Origin of the sequence: Algoriphagus resistens (genome assembly GCF_001442615.1) — a bacterium.
Lineage (GTDB): Bacteria > Bacteroidota > Bacteroidia > Cytophagales > Cyclobacteriaceae > Algoriphagus > Algoriphagus resistens.
The window spans coordinates 481,684-497,559 of the sequence record NZ_LMXN01000003.1; the positions used below are offsets into that span (position 1 = coordinate 481,684).

The 15,876-nt window shown below is 42.4% G+C and carries 17 protein-coding genes and 1 riboswitch; of the genes, 10 read left to right on the plus strand and 7 right to left on the minus strand.

Annotation, left to right across the window (positions count from 1 at the left end):
* Nucleotides 1-141: 141 nt before the first annotated feature.
* A complete protein-coding gene (locus tag AS141_RS08285) occupies nucleotides 142-462 on the plus strand; it encodes a hypothetical protein (protein WP_057937167.1) in 321 nt (106 codons plus the stop codon).
* A 50-nt stretch (nucleotides 463-512) separates the two neighbouring features.
* On the opposite strand, the gene AS141_RS08290 is transcribed toward AS141_RS08285, so the two are convergent.
* Nucleotides 513-953, minus strand: coding sequence for a hypothetical protein (locus tag AS141_RS08290; protein WP_057937168.1), 441 nt, complete (start codon nucleotides 951-953; stop codon nucleotides 513-515).
* Between the two features lie 69 nt (nucleotides 954-1,022).
* On the opposite strand from AS141_RS08290, the gene AS141_RS08295 reads away from it, so the two are divergent.
* A complete protein-coding gene (locus AS141_RS08295; RefSeq protein ID WP_057937169.1) occupies nucleotides 1,023-2,702 on the plus strand; it encodes an amidase in 1,680 nt (559 codons plus the stop codon).
* A 68-nt stretch (nucleotides 2,703-2,770) separates the two neighbouring features.
* Here AS141_RS08295 and AS141_RS08300 read toward each other — a convergent pair whose 3' ends face one another.
* The gene (locus tag AS141_RS08300; RefSeq protein ID WP_057937170.1) at nucleotides 2,771-3,343 is read right to left on the minus strand and encodes a hypothetical protein; all 573 of its coding nucleotides are present in this window, start codon (nucleotides 3,341-3,343) and stop codon (nucleotides 2,771-2,773) included.
* Entirely contained in the window at nucleotides 3,340-4,866 is a 1,527-nt protein-coding gene (gpmI, locus tag AS141_RS08305; protein WP_057937171.1) for a 2,3-bisphosphoglycerate-independent phosphoglycerate mutase, read from the minus strand. Before gpmI ends, AS141_RS08300 begins: the two co-directional genes overlap by 4 nt.
* Before the next feature lie 137 nt (nucleotides 4,867-5,003).
* On the opposite strand from gpmI, the gene AS141_RS08315 reads away from it, so the two are divergent.
* The 3 genes from AS141_RS08315 to AS141_RS08325 all read left to right on the plus strand — a co-directional run bounded on the left by AS141_RS08315 (nucleotide 5,004) and on the right by AS141_RS08325 (nucleotide 6,782).
* A complete protein-coding gene (locus AS141_RS08315; RefSeq protein ID WP_082632227.1) occupies nucleotides 5,004-5,402 on the plus strand; it encodes a DUF4783 domain-containing protein in 399 nt (132 codons plus the stop codon).
* A gap of 52 nt (nucleotides 5,403-5,454) precedes the next feature.
* On the plus strand, nucleotides 5,455-6,312 hold the full coding sequence (nadC, locus tag AS141_RS08320) for a carboxylating nicotinate-nucleotide diphosphorylase (RefSeq protein WP_057937174.1): 858 nt from the start codon (nucleotides 5,455-5,457) through the stop codon (nucleotides 6,310-6,312).
* 65 nt (nucleotides 6,313-6,377) lie between these two features.
* Nucleotides 6,378-6,782, plus strand: a complete 405-nt coding sequence (locus AS141_RS08325; RefSeq protein WP_082632228.1) for an META domain-containing protein — start codon at nucleotides 6,378-6,380, stop codon at nucleotides 6,780-6,782.
* Nucleotides 6,783-6,785: 3 nt separating this feature from the next.
* Here AS141_RS08325 and corA read toward each other — a convergent pair whose 3' ends face one another.
* A complete protein-coding gene (gene corA, locus AS141_RS08330; RefSeq protein WP_057937176.1) occupies nucleotides 6,786-7,898 on the minus strand; it encodes a magnesium/cobalt transporter CorA in 1,113 nt (370 codons plus the stop codon).
* A gap of 16 nt (nucleotides 7,899-7,914) precedes the next feature.
* The gene (queG, locus tag AS141_RS08335; RefSeq protein WP_057937177.1) at nucleotides 7,915-8,850 is read right to left on the minus strand and encodes a tRNA epoxyqueuosine(34) reductase QueG; all 936 of its coding nucleotides are present in this window, start codon (nucleotides 8,848-8,850) and stop codon (nucleotides 7,915-7,917) included.
* Between the two features lie 100 nt (nucleotides 8,851-8,950).
* Here queG and AS141_RS08340 point away from each other — a divergent pair, with 100 nt between their 5' ends.
* The 4 genes from AS141_RS08340 to AS141_RS08360 all read left to right on the plus strand — a co-directional run bounded on the left by AS141_RS08340 (nucleotide 8,951) and on the right by AS141_RS08360 (nucleotide 12,752).
* Nucleotides 8,951-9,208, plus strand: a complete 258-nt coding sequence (locus AS141_RS08340; protein ID WP_057937178.1) for a DUF6364 family protein — start codon at nucleotides 8,951-8,953, stop codon at nucleotides 9,206-9,208.
* Nucleotides 9,201-9,614: a type II toxin-antitoxin system VapC family toxin gene (locus AS141_RS08345; RefSeq protein ID WP_057937179.1), complete on the plus strand. Its 414-nt coding sequence runs from the start codon at nucleotides 9,201-9,203 to the stop codon at nucleotides 9,612-9,614. Before AS141_RS08340 ends, AS141_RS08345 begins: the two co-directional genes overlap by 8 nt.
* Before the next feature lie 508 nt (nucleotides 9,615-10,122).
* A complete protein-coding gene (locus tag AS141_RS08355; RefSeq protein WP_057937181.1) occupies nucleotides 10,123-11,223 on the plus strand; it encodes a vWA domain-containing protein in 1,101 nt (366 codons plus the stop codon).
* A gap of 5 nt (nucleotides 11,224-11,228) precedes the next feature.
* Nucleotides 11,229-12,752: a P-loop NTPase family protein gene (locus tag AS141_RS08360; protein ID WP_057937182.1), complete on the plus strand. Its 1,524-nt coding sequence runs from the start codon at nucleotides 11,229-11,231 to the stop codon at nucleotides 12,750-12,752.
* Between the two features lie 107 nt (nucleotides 12,753-12,859).
* Here AS141_RS08360 and AS141_RS08365 read toward each other — a convergent pair whose 3' ends face one another.
* Entirely contained in the window at nucleotides 12,860-13,222 is a 363-nt protein-coding gene (locus AS141_RS08365; protein WP_057937183.1) for a DUF1304 domain-containing protein, read from the minus strand.
* 156 nt (nucleotides 13,223-13,378) lie between these two features.
* On the opposite strand from AS141_RS08365, the gene AS141_RS08370 reads away from it, so the two are divergent.
* Nucleotides 13,379-14,755 carry a methyltransferase RsmF C-terminal domain-like protein gene (locus AS141_RS08370; protein WP_057937184.1) on the plus strand — a complete coding sequence of 459 codons (1,377 nt, stop codon included), beginning with the start codon at nucleotides 13,379-13,381 and terminating at the stop codon, nucleotides 14,753-14,755.
* Nucleotides 14,756-15,053: 298 nt separating this feature from the next.
* Here the strand turns inward: AS141_RS08370 and AS141_RS27380 are convergent, their stop codons facing one another.
* Entirely contained in the window at nucleotides 15,054-15,206 is a 153-nt protein-coding gene (locus tag AS141_RS27380; RefSeq protein ID WP_082632229.1) for a helix-turn-helix domain-containing protein, read from the minus strand.
* 291 nt (nucleotides 15,207-15,497) lie between these two features.
* Nucleotides 15,498-15,696, plus strand: a riboswitch (cobalamin riboswitch).
* The last annotated feature ends 180 nt before the right edge of the window (nucleotides 15,697-15,876 follow it).

Consider the following 15,876-nt stretch of genomic DNA (forward strand, 5'->3'; position numbering starts at 1 on the left):
TAAAAGGCAGGTCATTTTTAGGCTTGGTAAGTTACAAATTTTCCGATAGGGCTGACGCAAAAGATAGTGTTATCCGCAGGAATTGACAGCCTTTGGCGGCAATTTTGATTCTTTGGATGGCTAAACCATTAGAAAAAAACCATGAAAAAAGTATTTGCAATTTTAGCATTGTTTCTCTCTGCCCAGCTAGTTATGGCGGGACCTGCTAATGACAATGATACTAAAAACAAAAAGGGAGACACAGAATTGACAGAAGCGCAGAAAGAACGTCTTGCAGAAATTGAAACCAGGGTGGAGGAGATCAAAGCTATGGATTTCAGCACCATGAGTAAAGAGGAAAAGAAGGACGTGCGGATGGAGCTTAAAGCTATGAAAGAGGAAGCCAAGCGCGCAGGTGGCGGGGTTTATATTTCTGTGGGTGCTATTATCATTATTTTATTGATTCTGATCTTGGTGACCTGATCACCTGTTATTGTCACACTAAAGGAAAGCTCACCATAGCTTTCCTTTTTTTATTTTTCGTGATTCTGAGCAAGGTGGTTTTTCACCTGACAGCCCCTTAGAAATACGACAATTAAGGGAATGATCCATAAAATCTCATTGAAAATCAACTGAAAAGCAGTTCGCTTATTCCAACCTAATTCTGGTATAAATTCCAATCCAAACCAGATTGCTGAAATTATTTTTCCCGTAATGCCTGCAATAATCAGATAAACCCAGCTGATAGGATAGAAGGCACTAAAAAAAATCAACAAGCCTACGGCTATTCCAAAACCCCCATAATAAGAAACAGGCAAGTTGGTATCGATTAAACTTCCATTTGCCAACCACTCTAAAAGTGACCCTCCAATTAGGCTGTAGAGTGCAGACCAAGAAAAAGAGTACATGCCGGCAAGCAGGAGAATTCCCCGAAAATGCATGGGGAATACAGGAAAGGGAGGTGTTTGATCCATAGGTTGATTATCTTGGGTAAATCCAAATGCAGACGGCAATAGGGAGTTACATTATTACAAAACTATTCAATGGGATCAAAAAACATAGTTTCATCAAGGGCTTTTATGCTGCTCGGCGCTGCATCCTGCATGCTGCTCGGCTTTACACTGGGTCGTAATACGGGCGAGATCACGCCTATTTCCATCGAAGGGGCGTCTGAGATCTTCGGCTTGTCTTTTACACCAGCAGAAAAAGACAGTATGGTTGGCTCGTTAACGAACCAGCGAAGCAGATATGAGTCACTACGGGAAATAGCACTGGATAATTCCGTTGCACCCTCACTGGTATTCAATCCTCTGCCTACAGGATTTCAGCCTGATCAAATCCAAAAGCCTCTGGATTGGGGCTTGGTTAAGGAAATCCACCTTCCTGAAAAGGATTCTGATATTGCATTTCTGCCTGTGCATGAGCTGGCAGTATTGATCAAAACCAAGAAACTGACGAGTGAGCGGCTGACAGAAATCTACCTAAACCGTATAAGAACTTACTCAGATACCCTACAATGCCTGATTACCTTGCTTGAAGATTCAGCGTTGGAAAAAGCAAGAGCGATGGATGCGGAGATCGCAGCAGGGAAATACCGGGGCCCTCTCCACGGTATTCCTTACGGAGTCAAAGATCTTTTGGCTGTGAAAGGCACCAAAACTACCTGGGGAGCGATGCCCTATAAGGATCAGCAGATCGATATGACTGCGACCGTAGTGAATAAGTTGAACGATGCAGGGGGCGTTTTGGTAGGGAAATTCACTTTGGGAGCCTTGGCCATGGGAGATGTATGGTATGCAGGTGTGACCAAAAATCCCTGGAATCTTGAGCAGGGGTCCAGTGGATCCTCTGCAGGATCAGCATCTGCTGTAAGCGCGGGGTTGGTTCCTTTTGCCATCGGAACTGAAACGCTGGGTTCCATAGTATCTCCTTCCACCAGAACTGGAGTCACGGGATTGAGACCCACATACGGCCGGGTGAGTAAGTACGGGGCCATGGCTTTGAGCTGGTCAATGGATAAAATTGGGCCCATTTCCAGATCAGCCTTAGATGACGGGATAATTTTATCGGTGATCAACGGTGCTGACGTTATGGATGCCAGCAGCATTCAGGCTGCTTTTAATTATTCGTCAAATAAGGATGTGAAAACGCTAAAGGTAGGTTACTTCAAGGAGTATTTCGAAGGAGCTGGTCCCGATATGCAAAACAACAGGGATGTCCTTGACTTGTTGAAAAACCAGGGATATGAGCTACATCCGGTGGAATTAAAAACAACTGTCAATCCCAGGGCAATCCAGATCATGCTTTCGGTAGAAGGTGCAGCAGCATTTGACGAACTGACAAGATCAGGCTGGGATGATCAACTGGTAGCCCAACACAAAAATGCGTGGCCAAATACCTTTCGTGCGGCAAGATTTATCCCTGCAGTCGAATATGTGCAGGCTGCCAGGCAAAGGACTATTCTGATCCGGGAAATGCATGAAATCATGAAGGACTATGATGTACTAGTGACGCCAAGTTTTGGAGGCGCGCAGCTTCAGATCACCAATCTTACTGGCCATCCTGCCCTTTGCCTACCTAATGGTTTCAACAAAAGTGGAAATCCCACCTCGATCACTTTGCTGGCAAATTTATTTGAGGAAGAAAAACTAGTGATGCTGGGGGATTTAATTCAGAAAAACAGCGATTGGCAGGCCAGGCGCCCTCCGATGTTTGATAAATAAACCAACAAAGGCAGGACCTGAAGGGGATCTCCAAACTTTCCTTTGTTGGTTTAGTACTGATGCTGAGCCTAGTGCTTTGAGGCTATCGTTCCTTTGATTTTCATATGGTTTTTCTCCAAAAACCAAATCTTCTGGGTAGTCTCAATGGAATAGTGGTCTATCCTATTGGAAGCACTATTCAGAAAGAGCTCAGCCAAAGTTATAGAAGTATAGAATAAGTTTTCTTCTGCTACCTTGATGGATACACTGCTTACTGCTTCATCAGCGTAAGTGATTCTGAGGTATTTCACTTTTGCCTTTGCTTTGGGGGAAAGCTCATGCGTAAGTGAAGTATCTGATGAGTTGGTCTCATAGGATTGAAGCAAGGAGGATTTGTTTATATCCGCTTCCGTGAATATGCCAAATTCTTCCTCCCAATCCTTTATGGAGTACACTACATTGGTCTCTTTTACTTCGTCTTGAACCTGGGATACCTTAATTACTTCCACGCTGTCAACTTCTTGGATTTTTTCTGAAATAAATCCTTTAAGGTCAAAATAAGGCTGTTTTTCAAGTGCATTTGTCGTTTCATCTACACAAGAAGAAAGCCCTATATTAATCAGAATGACAAAGGGGAAGAAAAAACTTTGGAGTGGCTTCATTCAGTCAAAAGGATATTCCCGGTCATATCAGCTGGCTTTTCCACGCCCATGAGCTTAAGAATTGTCGGAGCCAAGTCTCCCAATTTTCCATCCTTAATAGTAAGCCGGTCGTATTTGTCCACCATGATGCAAGGAACAAGGTTAGTAGTATGCGCAGTATTTGGAGTGCCATCTTCATTGATCATCATATCACTATTGCCATGATCGGCGATGACAATGATAGTATAATCATTAGCCAAAGCAGTTGTGATCACACTGTCTGCACAAGCATCTACTGCTTCACATGCCTTCACGGCGGCATCGAAGTCGCCTGTGTGACCCACCATGTCTGCATTGGCAAAATTAAGGCAAATGAAATCAGCGCTTTTCTTCTTCAGTTCACCGTTGATTTTAGAAGCGATTTCAAAAGCGCTCATTTCTGGCTTAAGATCGTAAGTTGCCACTTTCGGTGAAGGGCAAAGCAATCTGCTTTCTCCTTTGAATTCATCTTCCCTTCCACCCGAGAAGAAGAAGGTAACATGCGGATATTTCTCGGTTTCGGCTATACGGATCTGCTTTTTGTTTGCTCTTTCCAGCACTTCCCCAAGGGTATTATTGAGGTTGTCTTTTTCGAAAAGAACTTCCACTCCATTGAATGTAGCATCGTAATTCGTGAATGTGATGTAATCTACATTCAGTTTTTTCATATTGAAATCCTCGTAATCCCGCTGGGTAAGTGCCTGCGAAATCTCCCTGCCTCTATCCGTGCGGAAATTGAAGCAGATGACCAAATCACCATCTTCTATTGTCGCCAAAGGCTTATTATCAGCACCGGCATGGATGATCGGCCTGATAAATTCGTCGGTTACACCATTTTCATAAGATTTACGCATGGCGGCAATGATATCCTTGGACTTTTCGCCCTCACCTTTCACCATAGCGTCGTAGGCTAGCTTTACCCGTTCCCAGCGATTGTCCCGGTCCATGGCATAATATCTTCCGACCACGGAGGCGATCTGACCGGCAGAATGAGTCAAGTGTTCCTGAAGATCTTCCAAGTAGCCAATGCCTCCCTTTGGATCTGTATCCCTTCCGTCTGTGAATGCATGAATAAACACATTCTCCATACCGTTGAATTTTGCAGCATCGCAAAGTCCTTTTAAATGGGTAATATGTGCATGTACACCTCCATCAGAAAGCAATCCCATAAAGTGGGCTTTCTTGTTGGAAGCTTTGGCCTTTGCAAATGCTTTTACCAATACCGGATGAGAATTCAATTCCTTATTTTCTACCGCAAGATTGATTTTTACCAAATCCTGATAGACTACGCGACCGGCACCGATGTTCATGTGGCCAACTTCAGAATTGCCCATTTGACCTTCAGGCAAGCCGACTGCAAGACCTGAAGCCTCCAATTTAGCGTGTGGATATTTGGTGTAAAGGCTGTCAACAAAAGGCGTTTTTGCTTTGTCAATCGCAGAAACCGAAGGGTTGGTGGCTATTCCCCAGCCGTCCAAAATCATTAAAAGTACTTTCTTATCCATACCGCAAATATATTATAATTCAGAGCAAAGTTGCCTCGAAATCCCGATTAGACAAAACTTCATGGATGTGTAATTGGTAAACTTTAAAATGCAGAACACAATTCCTTTTTTGGAATAATATTTGCCTAGCATGCGCAATGACCTCAGTATTAAGTTTAATCGTTTCAATCTTCATAGTTGTCCAATCCCCTAAGGCGGAGATTCGCTCGTTGAATTCCATCGAGACGGTTATTTCTGCCATTGACAATGGATCCAGCAGTGAGCTGGCTAACTATTTTGATTCCAGTATTTCTTTAAATATTAACGGATTACAGGGAGATTATTCTAAAAACCAGGCAGAACTTGTATTGAAAGATTTTTTTAGAAAAAATCCACCTATGGGGTTCAGCCTTGTTTTCCGTAGTGAAAACAATCCTAGCTTAAGTTCCTATATCGGTGATTATCAGTCTGCTCAAGGGCTGTTCAAAGTTTTTATTAAAGTTTCTCAACAAGCGGCAGACTTTAAAATCTACAGTCTTGAATTTGTCAAAGGATAAGGCAATTTTTCTAAAAAATTAATTAAGCTCTTATGATTGCCTATTTTTGAGCATGAAACCATCCTATCTCACTGAAGAAGCCATTTCTTCCTTTATTGCTGCAGCATTTGTCGAAGATATCGGCCCGGGCGATTATTCATCACTTTCATCGATTCCTGATGGGAAGAGAGGCCAGGCCAAATTGATTATTAAGGACGATGGAATTATAGCCGGAGTAGAATTGGCAGTACGGATTTTTAAGACTTTCGACCCAAATCTTGAAGTAGAATTATTTGTCAAAGATGGGGATAAAGTGAAGTATGGGGATATTGGTCTGGTGGTTAAGGGTCTTTCTGCATCCATTCTCTCCTCAGAAAGACTGGTGCTGAACTGTATGCAGCGAATGAGCGGTATTGCTACATTGACTCATCGACTGACTGAGAAGATCCTTCATACCAAAGCCCGTCTCATGGATACGAGGAAAACTACACCAAATTTCCGGTTGATGGAAAAATGGGCCGTCCATATCGGAGGAGGGGTGAATCACCGTTTCGCGCTGTATGATATGGTGATGCTGAAAGACAACCATGTAGACTTTGCCGGAGGCATACGCCAGGCTATTGAAGCGTGTAAAAGCTATTTGAATCAAAATAATCTTGATCTCAAAATCGAAGTGGAAACCAGAACGCTGGATGAAGTGGCTGAGGTAATTGAAGTCGGCGGAGTTGATTTTATCATGCTGGACAATATGGATTATACCACTATGCGAAAAGCTGTGGAAATGGTAGGCGACAACTATAAGACCGAAGCCTCTGGAGGGATCACAGAAGAGACCTTGGTTCCCGTGGCAGAATGCGGGATTGATTTTATTTCAATGGGAGTGCTTACGCATTCTGTTAGTAGCCTAGATATTAGTTTGAAAGCATTCTGAGTCTGCTGCCAGTGTGACGTTTCCCCTTAATCAGTGTCTAAATAATAGATTAACCAAAACCAACTATGAAATATTTAATTTATGTAATTGCCGCTTTCATGCTAGCTAGTTGTAGCTCTGATTCATTTCCAACTAATAAGTGGTATGGAAAGCACTTGACTGTCGTAGAAATGACAGGAACTCCCGTACAGACTTCTGGGTCCACGAGTGATGCGCACTTGATATTCAATTCAGAAAACGGTGTCATTAATGGCAGTGGAGGTTGTAATAGAATCTTTGGTCAGTATGCTTTGGATAGGAAAAACGCTATCCGGTTTTCAGAAATCGGAGCCACAAAAATGGCCTGTCAGAATATGGATTTTGAAAACAGGTTTCTTGATTTGCTGGACCAAGTGAGGTATTATGAATTTAAAGATAACATGATGCTGTTGAAAAACGGGAGTAAAGATGTTATCCTAAAGCTGCAGTAAAACTTAAAACCAGTTTTTCCTACGAAAGAATAACAGCATTCCAATTGCAGCAAGACCCATACCACCTATTACATAGAAATAGCCATACTTCCAGTGTAATTCGGGCATGTTGTCAAAGTTCATCCCATATACACCTGCCACAAAACTCAGGGGAATAAAGATGGTGGAGATGATCGTAAGCACCTTCATGATGTTATTCATACGGTTGGAGAGACTGTTCATATAGAGGTCCAGTACACCCGAAGACATATCGCGGAAGACTTCCATGGTCTCGATGACCTGAATGGTGTTTTCGTAAAGATCGCGGATGAAAGGCCTTGTCTCTGTACTTATCTTATCATCTGCGTATTTGTCAAAAGAGCCTATTACTTCCCGAAGCGGATAGACCGTTCTTCTCAAATCCATCATCTCACGTCTTTGACTGTAAAGCGCATTGAGTGTTTCATTGCCAGGGGCAGTCATGGCTTGTGATTCCAGATTTTCGATCCGCTCACCCACATTTTCCATTACGATAAAATAGTTGTCAATCACCGCATCGAGTAGGGCATAAAGCAAATAATCAGCCTTTCTCTGTCGTATTGCCCGTTTTGGATCCGCTAATCGGCTACGTACAAAATCAAATACATCCCCCTTTTTCTCCTGAAAAGTCAGCAGAATTCCATCTTTGAGTACAAAGCTGATCTGCTCATCATCTATAGGAGCTTCCGGAGAGGCGCATTGAATCATCTTCATCGCCGCAAAGAGATAGTCCTCAAATGCCTCCATTTTCGGACGTTGGTCTACGCTTAGAATATCCTCAAGAGTAAGTTTGTGGATACCGAAAAGCAATCCGATCTGCTCAAGTAACTCTACATCATGAAGGCCTATGATGTCTATCCAAAGCACCTTTTTTTTCAGTTTCAAATGCTCTTCCAACTGACCGAGATGAATAGACTCCTCGTAGAGATCAATTTCATCATAGGCGATGAGGTTGATTAAAACTTTTTCAAGTTTTTTATCTCCCGTAAAGACCAAAGCTCCAGGAGGCAAGCCGATTTTATGTGTCTTTGCCTTTTTCTTCTTTTTGGGTTTGAAGAGCTTCTGTACAGATTTTAAATTAGGTGCTTGCGGGCTCATAAGATCTCGGCTTTGATTATTTCGACTTGATAAAGTCGATATTTCTTTTCAGTCCAGCAAGTTTAGTGCGCTTTACTGCCGATTTTTTGAAAACCTTCCGAAAAGTTTCCTCGGTGATTTCATGCCAATCTGTTTTTGATAATTCCTGCAGTTCTTCATTGGGTGAAAACCGAGGTTCATGATTTGGTTCGGAAAAGCGGTTCCAGGGACAAACATCCTGGCATATATCACAGCCAAAAGCCCAATTTTCCATTTTCCCTTGGAATTCGGTGGGAATGGCATCTTTCAGCTCGATGGTCAGGTAGGAAATACATCGGGAACCATCAACTACACCGTTATCTACAATGGCATCTGTGGGACAGGCATCGATGCAGGCGGTGCAAGTGCCGCAGTAATCTTTGGCAAGAGGAGTATCTGGTGCTACTTCCAGATCGATGATGAGTTCGGCCAGAAAAAAGAAACTTCCCATTTGCCTATTGAGTAAGAGACTGTTCTTCCCTAGCCAACCCAAGCCGGCTTTCTGTGCCCATTGCCGCTCCATGACCGGAGCAGAATCCACAAATCCACGACCGCTGATTTCACCGATTTCTTCTCTGAGGATTTCCAAAAATTCACTGAGCTTGTCACGGATCACAAAGTGATAATCCTCCCCATAGGCGTATTTGGCAAGTTTTATATCCGATTTTCCAGTAGAAAGTTTCTCCTTTGGATAGTAATTATAGACCAATGAAACCACCGTTTTGGCACCTTCCACGAGTTTGGTTGGATCGAGGCGTTTGTCAAAATGATTGGCCAGGTAGCCCATTTGGCCCTTATAATTCCGGTTAAGCCAGTCCTCCAATCTCGGTGCTTCCTCCTCCAAAAATCCCGCTTTCGCTATGCCGCAAAAGTCAAACCCCAGCCTCTTGGCTGTAGATTTGATAATGGAGGCATTTTTCTCTGAGGTAGTCATAGGGCAAAGATAGGGGAGTTAAGTTTTAAGGAAGAATCATAGGTCTATTTGGAACTTTTCCCACACATTACACGTATATTTAATTTAAATACGTGTAACCATGAAAACCAAACTCACGCTCACTGTAGAAAAAGAAATTGTAGAGGAGGCCAAACTTAAAGCAGCCAGCAGAGGTATTTCACTTTCAAGAATGTTTGAAGAGATTTTTAAAAAGGAGATTCCGCATGTCGAGAAAACTCCAGAACAGCTTGCTGCAGCTAGATTTTTGGAGAGATTAAAAAGAGAGACTCCAATCAAATCCCTTAAGAAGACAGACAAAGAATTAATCCGCGAACACCGGGATAAAAAGTATGTATAGGATATTTTTGGATACAAATGTTGCACTCGATTTGGTAGCGAATCGGGAACCATTTATTGAAGATTCTAAGCCATTTCTTTCTCTGGTAGCAGATGGGGAAGCTCAGCTTTTTATTTCTGAAGTTTCTTTAGGTCTGCTGATTTACATGTCCTTTGACCGGTACAAGCTATTAGATGCCAAAGAAAAACTGATTCAGTTTATTGGTTTTTGTGGGGTGGTTTCGGGAGGAAAAGAAGCATTTTTAAATTCCATGGATTCAGATTTCAAGGACAAAGAGGATGGGCTTCAATATTTTACCGCTATCATCAATAAAATGGATTTTTTTGTAACACGGGATAAAAAAGATTTTAAATATGCAGATGGAGATGTCCCTGTTCTCTCTTCAAAGGAATTTTTTGCCAGCTGATTTATAATTGGTTTAGCTCCGGTGTATCCTGATGCCATCTCTGCTCAAAAGTTTCCTTGACCACCACATCTGCAGTGAGTACAGACCAAACCATCCAGCAGATCAAAATCGGGCTAGAAAGAAACAGTGTCCAAATCAGAAACATAGCTAAATTGAACTGGATAGATGTTACGAATAGGATGAGGATGCCCGGGACAAGCCCCACTGCAGCCAGATAGTTTTTCGTCTGTTTATAAGTTGTCTTTTAAGGGCCATAATGGAACCTCGCATGCATTATAATCATCCCAGTGTGTGATGCTTTCGTCATGCTCGATTTCATCTTTTTTGGGTTTTTGCTCCGTTAATTAAACTCCAATAGCTATCTGAGTGTTATGGGATTTGTCGGAGATTTTCAAAATAGGTTTTTATTCAGTTTCAATTGTTTCCGGCTTATTATGATTTAGCATGAGACTAGTTGGTAGATGTAAAACCAGTCTTGTATCTTCAATCTTGCTACTAAAATCTAACAATGAAAGGATTTCGATTTACTCAGTTCGTGCCCACTCAGGATCCTGAGAAGAACACGTTTGAGAATCTGCTGAATATATTTTTGCAACTCATCACCATGACCGGCGGTGATGTAGCGGAGGCTTTGAGTTGGCTTACCAACTTGGACAATCGCTATGGCATGACCAATCCGAAGTATGGTATCGGAGACTTTATAGAAGATCTGAAAAGCAAAGGCTATCTGACCGAGGAAAATCAAAAAGGCGAATTTAAGATTACTGGAAAAGCTGAGCAGACGATTCGAAAATCAGCTTTGGAAGAGATTTTTGGCAAACTCAAACGTGGCAAATCAGGACAGCATAAAACCACACATTCCGGTCAGGGGGAAGAAAGGGGGACAGACCGAAGAGCTTATGAATTCGGGGATAACCTAGATCAGATCGCTTTGACAGATTCCCTGCGAAATGCGCAGGCTAACCACGGTTTTTCTGGGGATTATTTACTGACCGAAGATGATTTGGAAGTAGTGGAAAATGAATTTCGCTCCCAAACTTCCACCGTCTTGATGATCGACATTTCCCATTCCATGATTCTTTATGGAGAAGATAGGATTACCCCTGCCAAGAAAGTGGCGATGGCTTTGGCAGAATTGATCAAAACTCGCTATCCAAAAGATACCCTTGATATCATTGTCTTCGGAAATGATGCCTGGCAGATTGAAATCAAGGATTTACCTTACCTTCAGGTGGGACCCTATCACACCAATACGGTAGCCGGATTGGAACTGGCGATGGATTTACTGCGAAGAAGAAAGAACCCGAACAAGCAAATTTTCATGATCACCGATGGCAAGCCGACCTGCTTGAAAGTAGGAATCAAATACTATAAGAATGCTTTTGGGATTGACAGCAAAATCCTCAGCGAAACACTGAAACTCGCTGCCCAATGCAGAAAACTGAAAATTCCGGTGACGACTTTTATGATAGCCTCGGATCCTTACCTGAAGGAATTTGTAAAAGAATTCACAAAAGTGAACAACGGAAATGCCTATTACAGTAGCCTGAAGGGGCTCGGCGACCTGATTTTTGAAGATTATAGACGAAATAGAACGAAACGCTTTTAAGCAATATGGACTACCAAAAACTGACACCAAAAGAACTCACACAAATAAAAACCCTTGGTCAGCTTAAAGCTGCCGGCTACCAACCCAAATCCATCAAAGAAGAACTTCGTGACAACTTGATCTCAAAGATCAAGCGAAAGGAAAATGTCTTTGAAGGAATCTGGGGATATGAGGATACGGTGATTCCTGATATTGAGCGGGCGATTCTTTCCCGGCACAATATCAATTTGCTGGGTCTGCGAGGTCAGGCAAAAACCAGGATCGCCAGAATGATGACACAACTTCTCGATGAGTATGTTCCTGTGGTTTTTGGTTCAGAGCTGAATGATGACCCGCTGGCTCCTTTGAGCACTTATGCGAAAGATAAAATTGAGGAAAAAGGGGATGATACCCCCATCATCTGGTGGCATAGAAAGGATCGTTACACGGAAAAATTGGCCACGCCGGATGTGTCTGTGGCGGATTTGATCGGCGATGTAGATCCAATCAAAGCGGCTACAATGAAGCTGAGTTATAATGATGAGCGGGTAATTCATTATGGGCTGGTTCCCAGATCGCATCGCTCCATTTTCGTGATCAATGAATTACCGGATTTGCAGGCGAGGATTCAGGTGGCATTATTCAATATTCTGCAGGAAGGCGATATCCAAATCCGGGGATTCAAATTGAGATTGCCATTGGATATACAGTTTGTCTTTACGGCAAACCCTGAGGATTACACCAATCGCGGCAGTATTGTCACGCCCCTGAAAGACCGGATTGAAAGCCAGATCATCACGCACTATCCCAAATCCATTGAAATTGGAAGAAGGATTACTGCGCAGGAGGCAAATCTCAAAGGAAAGCCTGTAAAGGAAATTTACGTGCCTGAATTGATGAAGGACCTGATCGAGCAGATTGCCATCGAAGCCAGAGGATCGGAATATGTGGATGAAAAAAGTGGAGTTTCTGCCAGATTGACGATCTCTGCTTACGAAAACTTGATTTCTGCAGCTGAGCGTAGAATGTATATGAATGGAGAAAGCAATACCATCGTCCGTATTGCCGATTTGATAGGCGTGATTCCAGCCATTACAGGGAAAGTAGAACTTGTCTATGAAGGCGAGCAAGAAGGTGCAGGATTGGTTGCATACAATTTAATTGGAAAAGCGATTCGTACACAATTTGTGAATTATTTCCCTTCGCCTGAACAGAAGAGAAAGGAAAGGCAAGGAAACCCCTATGTATTGCCATTGGCTTGGTTTGGAGAAGGTAATGAGTTGGATATTTTAGCTTCTCAGGGAGATAAAGACTACAAATCTGCACTTCATTCCGTTCCGGGATTGGAAGAAGTAGTGACTCAATTGGTGAAAGATTTGCCTGAAAAGGAAAAGGAATTCTTTATGGAATTTGCGCTTCATGGGCTGGCAGAATTCTCCCAGCTCAGCAAAAAAGTGTTGGATACAGGTTTGAAGTTTAAGGATTTGTTCAGTTCCATGTTTGATATGGGGCCGGGTGATGGAGATGATTTCGAGGAGGACGATGTGTGATTCAAACCAAGGCGCGGATATTCACTGAATTTTAGGGTTCGGGTATTTGCGGAAATATCAGCGATAACCAGCGGGAAATTTGGAATCCGATAATTCCCGCTGGTCAGCTAGTTTAAATGCACCAAAATCAACCCAATCAACGCCGGAAGTCCCTGAACCCAGAAGATTTTTTTACTTGCAGTAAGGGCTCCAAAGATTCCCGCTACTAACACGCAACTCAGGAAGAAAACAGCAACATAGAAGGACCACCTCGGATCTTCAATCAGCAGTGACCAGATCAACCCAGCTACTAAGAACCCATTGTACAGGCCTTGATTGGCAGCCAAACCTTTGGTTTTGGGAAATAATTCAGCGGGTAATTGTTTGAAAGTTTTTCTGCCGATAGTTTCCCAGGCAAACATTTCGAAATAGAGAAAATAAAGATGGAGAGCGGCAATAGCACCAATCAGAATATCGGCAAGTAGTTCCATAAGATGAAATTTTCTCAATAAGATAAGCAATAGTATCCAGTGTACTGTCACAGTGTCCAGAACATAAAGACTAAACGCACTCAACGACTAATTTATCCAGTGGCTTTAATCTACTACTGGGACAGATCACTCCAAGCTGATCACTATCTTTGTCTCATGCCTGAAACTAATCTTCCTATCGATTTCGAGTCTCAGATGCTCGAACTACTCGGTCAAGCCGAATTTGAGCAATTTAAAGAAGCAATCAACACCCCTTCACACACTTCCATCAGATTAAATTCTGCTAAATTTTTTTTGCTTACTTGGGCTAATACACCCATCTCTTGGTCTTCAACTGGATTTTTTCTCGAAGAAAGGCCCTCTTTCACACTTGATCCAGCAATTCATGCCGGAGCTTATTATGTGCAGGAAGCATCCTCGATTTTTATCGAACATATCCTTCATTCCTTGAATATTCCTAAGGGGATATATCTGGATTTGGCAGCCGCACCTGGTGGAAAATCTACCTTGCTTTCATCCTATTTAGGAAATGAAGGAATGTTGGTTGCCAATGAAGTCATTCAGTCAAGAGCTCAGATTCTGAAGGAGAATATAATTAAATGGGGACTGGGGAATGCGATTGTGACCAATAATGATCCTGAGCATTTCGGACCGTTGGAAGGATTTTTTGATTTGGTTGTGGTGGATGCCCCCTGCTCCGGTGAGGGAATGTTCCGCAAGGATCCCCAGGCACGTGAGGAATGGTCGATTGACAATGTACAGCTTTGCTCCGCCCGCCAAAAACGCATAATGGATCAAGCTGGTGCTTTGGTGAAAGCAGATGGATATTTGGTGTACAGTACCTGCACTTTCAATGAGCAGGAAAATGAAGAAATGATCCGGTTTCTAACAGAAGAATTTTCATACGAGCCCGTACGAATTCCGCTCGAGAGCACTTGGAATATCCGGGAAACATCCGTGGAAACTGAAGGCAAAACTTTTTATGGATACCGCTTTTTCCCTCATCTGGTGAAAGGAGAAGGGTTTTTTATCACGGTTATGAAGCGATCATCAGAAGCCTACATTCAAGAACCAAAGCGAATAAAGGACTTCAAACACCCTTACTTGAAGGAAGTCTGGAATAGAGAATCCTCCGATCTGGATGATGAATTGAGATTTGATGGCAGCGGAAAATACTACACGCTGAATGATTCCTATTTTAGAATTTCGAAGGACTGGAACCTTCATTTTCAGAAGATTTCCCAGCATTTGAGTTTGAAGTATTTTGGAGTGGAGATAGGCAAAAAACAGAAAAGGGACTGGATTCCTACGCACGAGTGGGCATTGTCGATTTTGCCTAAACATGGTTTTCCTTCCCATGAACTCTCGGAAACTGAAGCCATTGAATTCCTGCGGAAAAATGATTTCGAAATTTCTGGTCTTCCCATCGGATGGGTGTTGATAACTTTCAAAAACCTTCCCTTGGGTTGGGTCAAAAATCTCGGAAACCGTGTGAATAACTATTACCCAAAGGAGTGGAGGATTAGGATGTGATTGTATAGAAGGTATCGGGCATCTAACACTGAACTTCCGGTTAACTAAATGTAATTGCCATATTTTTGTTTTTCTGCTAATAAAGAGACTGACGGATACATTTTGTGGTATTTTGAAACTTTGACTGCCCTACTTTGATTTAAATCCTGGGAATTTGTTCTGCCTGTTAAAAAAGTTCTTTTACATAGTATCCAGGTTTCTGATAGATGCCTGCAATGATTGGCTGTTCACTACTTTTAACCAGAGAAAGCCCTCCTCTTTTTTCAGATCAGTTAAAGTCCTTGCGCTGTCATACTAGTTACGTTTTTTTTTCATTCAGATACTTCTCTTTTCGTTTATTTAAGAACCTGTTGAAAGCAAAGCTACAATGCCCGGAGTGTTTGCCCAACAAAGATGCTTGTTCCTTTGTCAGGTAGATCATGACCTTGTATGACCTGTGTGTCGACTTCATGCTGCATCGTATTCTATCTTATTCTCTAGCTTATATCCATGGTTAAAACAAGGATCCACTCTTCAATTAGGGTTGTTACATCCTGTACTTTACACCGGGATTTGCCCTGAGGCGATGGATTCTTTGCCCAATAGGCGAATTATCACAGAAAACTATCCGTCAACATATCCTTTCATAAGGTAAGTTAGCATTGTACCTTACATCCCATCCACACTAAAACGATGAAGGGGTTTTATGGCACATAATATAAAATTCACTACTTTCACCGCTGAAATAGTTCTTAACTTTATTTCTTAATCAACCGGAAGAGGTTTTACTTAGCTGTAGATTAATAGGGAATCGTGTGAAAATCACGAACTGTCGCGCAACTGTAAGTAGCATACCAAAGACGATCATCCTCGCATGTCCACTGTAGCCAACACCAATGGTGACGGGAAGGACGGTGAAAGTCGCTACAAGTCAGGAGACCTGCCTATTCCGTTTTGACGTTGCTTCCGCGAAATGAGGCCTTTTAGTCAAGTTTGATACGTTTTCTTATATCCTGTTTATCTGTGTCTTGCGGCCCGGACCTGACTTGCTATGTGCGTATTTCTCTTTTCCGATTGCCAGTTCGCATGCATTGTGAAATCTAGCCAAAGAGCTTTTAACTAATTATTCATCATTAACAGTT

What these genes read in the sequence shown, in the direction of transcription:
- AS141_RS08285 (WP_057937167.1), top strand. Translation starts at nt 142, where the DNA reads ATGAAAAAAGTATTTGCAATTTTAGCATTGTTTCTCTCTGCCCAGCTA.
- AS141_RS08290 (WP_057937168.1), bottom strand. Translation starts at nt 953, where the DNA reads ATGGATCAAACACCTCCCTTTCCTGTATTCCCCATGCATTTTCGGGGA.
- AS141_RS08295 (WP_057937169.1), top strand. Translation starts at nt 1,023, where the DNA reads ATGGGATCAAAAAACATAGTTTCATCAAGGGCTTTTATGCTGCTCGGC.
- AS141_RS08300 (WP_057937170.1), bottom strand. Translation starts at nt 3,343, where the DNA reads ATGAAGCCACTCCAAAGTTTTTTCTTCCCCTTTGTCATTCTGATTAAT.
- gpmI (WP_057937171.1), bottom strand. Translation starts at nt 4,866, where the DNA reads ATGGATAAGAAAGTACTTTTAATGATTTTGGACGGCTGGGGAATAGCC.
- AS141_RS08315 (WP_082632227.1), top strand. Translation starts at nt 5,004, where the DNA reads ATGACCTCAGTATTAAGTTTAATCGTTTCAATCTTCATAGTTGTCCAA.
- nadC (WP_057937174.1), top strand. Translation starts at nt 5,455, where the DNA reads ATGAAACCATCCTATCTCACTGAAGAAGCCATTTCTTCCTTTATTGCT.
- AS141_RS08325 (WP_082632228.1), top strand. Translation starts at nt 6,378, where the DNA reads ATGAAATATTTAATTTATGTAATTGCCGCTTTCATGCTAGCTAGTTGT.
- corA (WP_057937176.1), bottom strand. Translation starts at nt 7,898, where the DNA reads ATGAGCCCGCAAGCACCTAATTTAAAATCTGTACAGAAGCTCTTCAAA.
- queG (WP_057937177.1), bottom strand. Translation starts at nt 8,850, where the DNA reads ATGACTACCTCAGAGAAAAATGCCTCCATTATCAAATCTACAGCCAAG.
- AS141_RS08340 (WP_057937178.1), top strand. Translation starts at nt 8,951, where the DNA reads ATGAAAACCAAACTCACGCTCACTGTAGAAAAAGAAATTGTAGAGGAG.
- AS141_RS08345 (WP_057937179.1), top strand. Translation starts at nt 9,201, where the DNA reads ATGTATAGGATATTTTTGGATACAAATGTTGCACTCGATTTGGTAGCG.
- AS141_RS08355 (WP_057937181.1), top strand. Translation starts at nt 10,123, where the DNA reads ATGAAAGGATTTCGATTTACTCAGTTCGTGCCCACTCAGGATCCTGAG.
- AS141_RS08360 (WP_057937182.1), top strand. Translation starts at nt 11,229, where the DNA reads ATGGACTACCAAAAACTGACACCAAAAGAACTCACACAAATAAAAACC.
- AS141_RS08365 (WP_057937183.1), bottom strand. Translation starts at nt 13,222, where the DNA reads ATGGAACTACTTGCCGATATTCTGATTGGTGCTATTGCCGCTCTCCAT.
- AS141_RS08370 (WP_057937184.1), top strand. Translation starts at nt 13,379, where the DNA reads ATGCCTGAAACTAATCTTCCTATCGATTTCGAGTCTCAGATGCTCGAA.
- AS141_RS27380 (WP_082632229.1), bottom strand. Translation starts at nt 15,206, where the DNA reads ATGAAGTCGACACACAGGTCATACAAGGTCATGATCTACCTGACAAAG.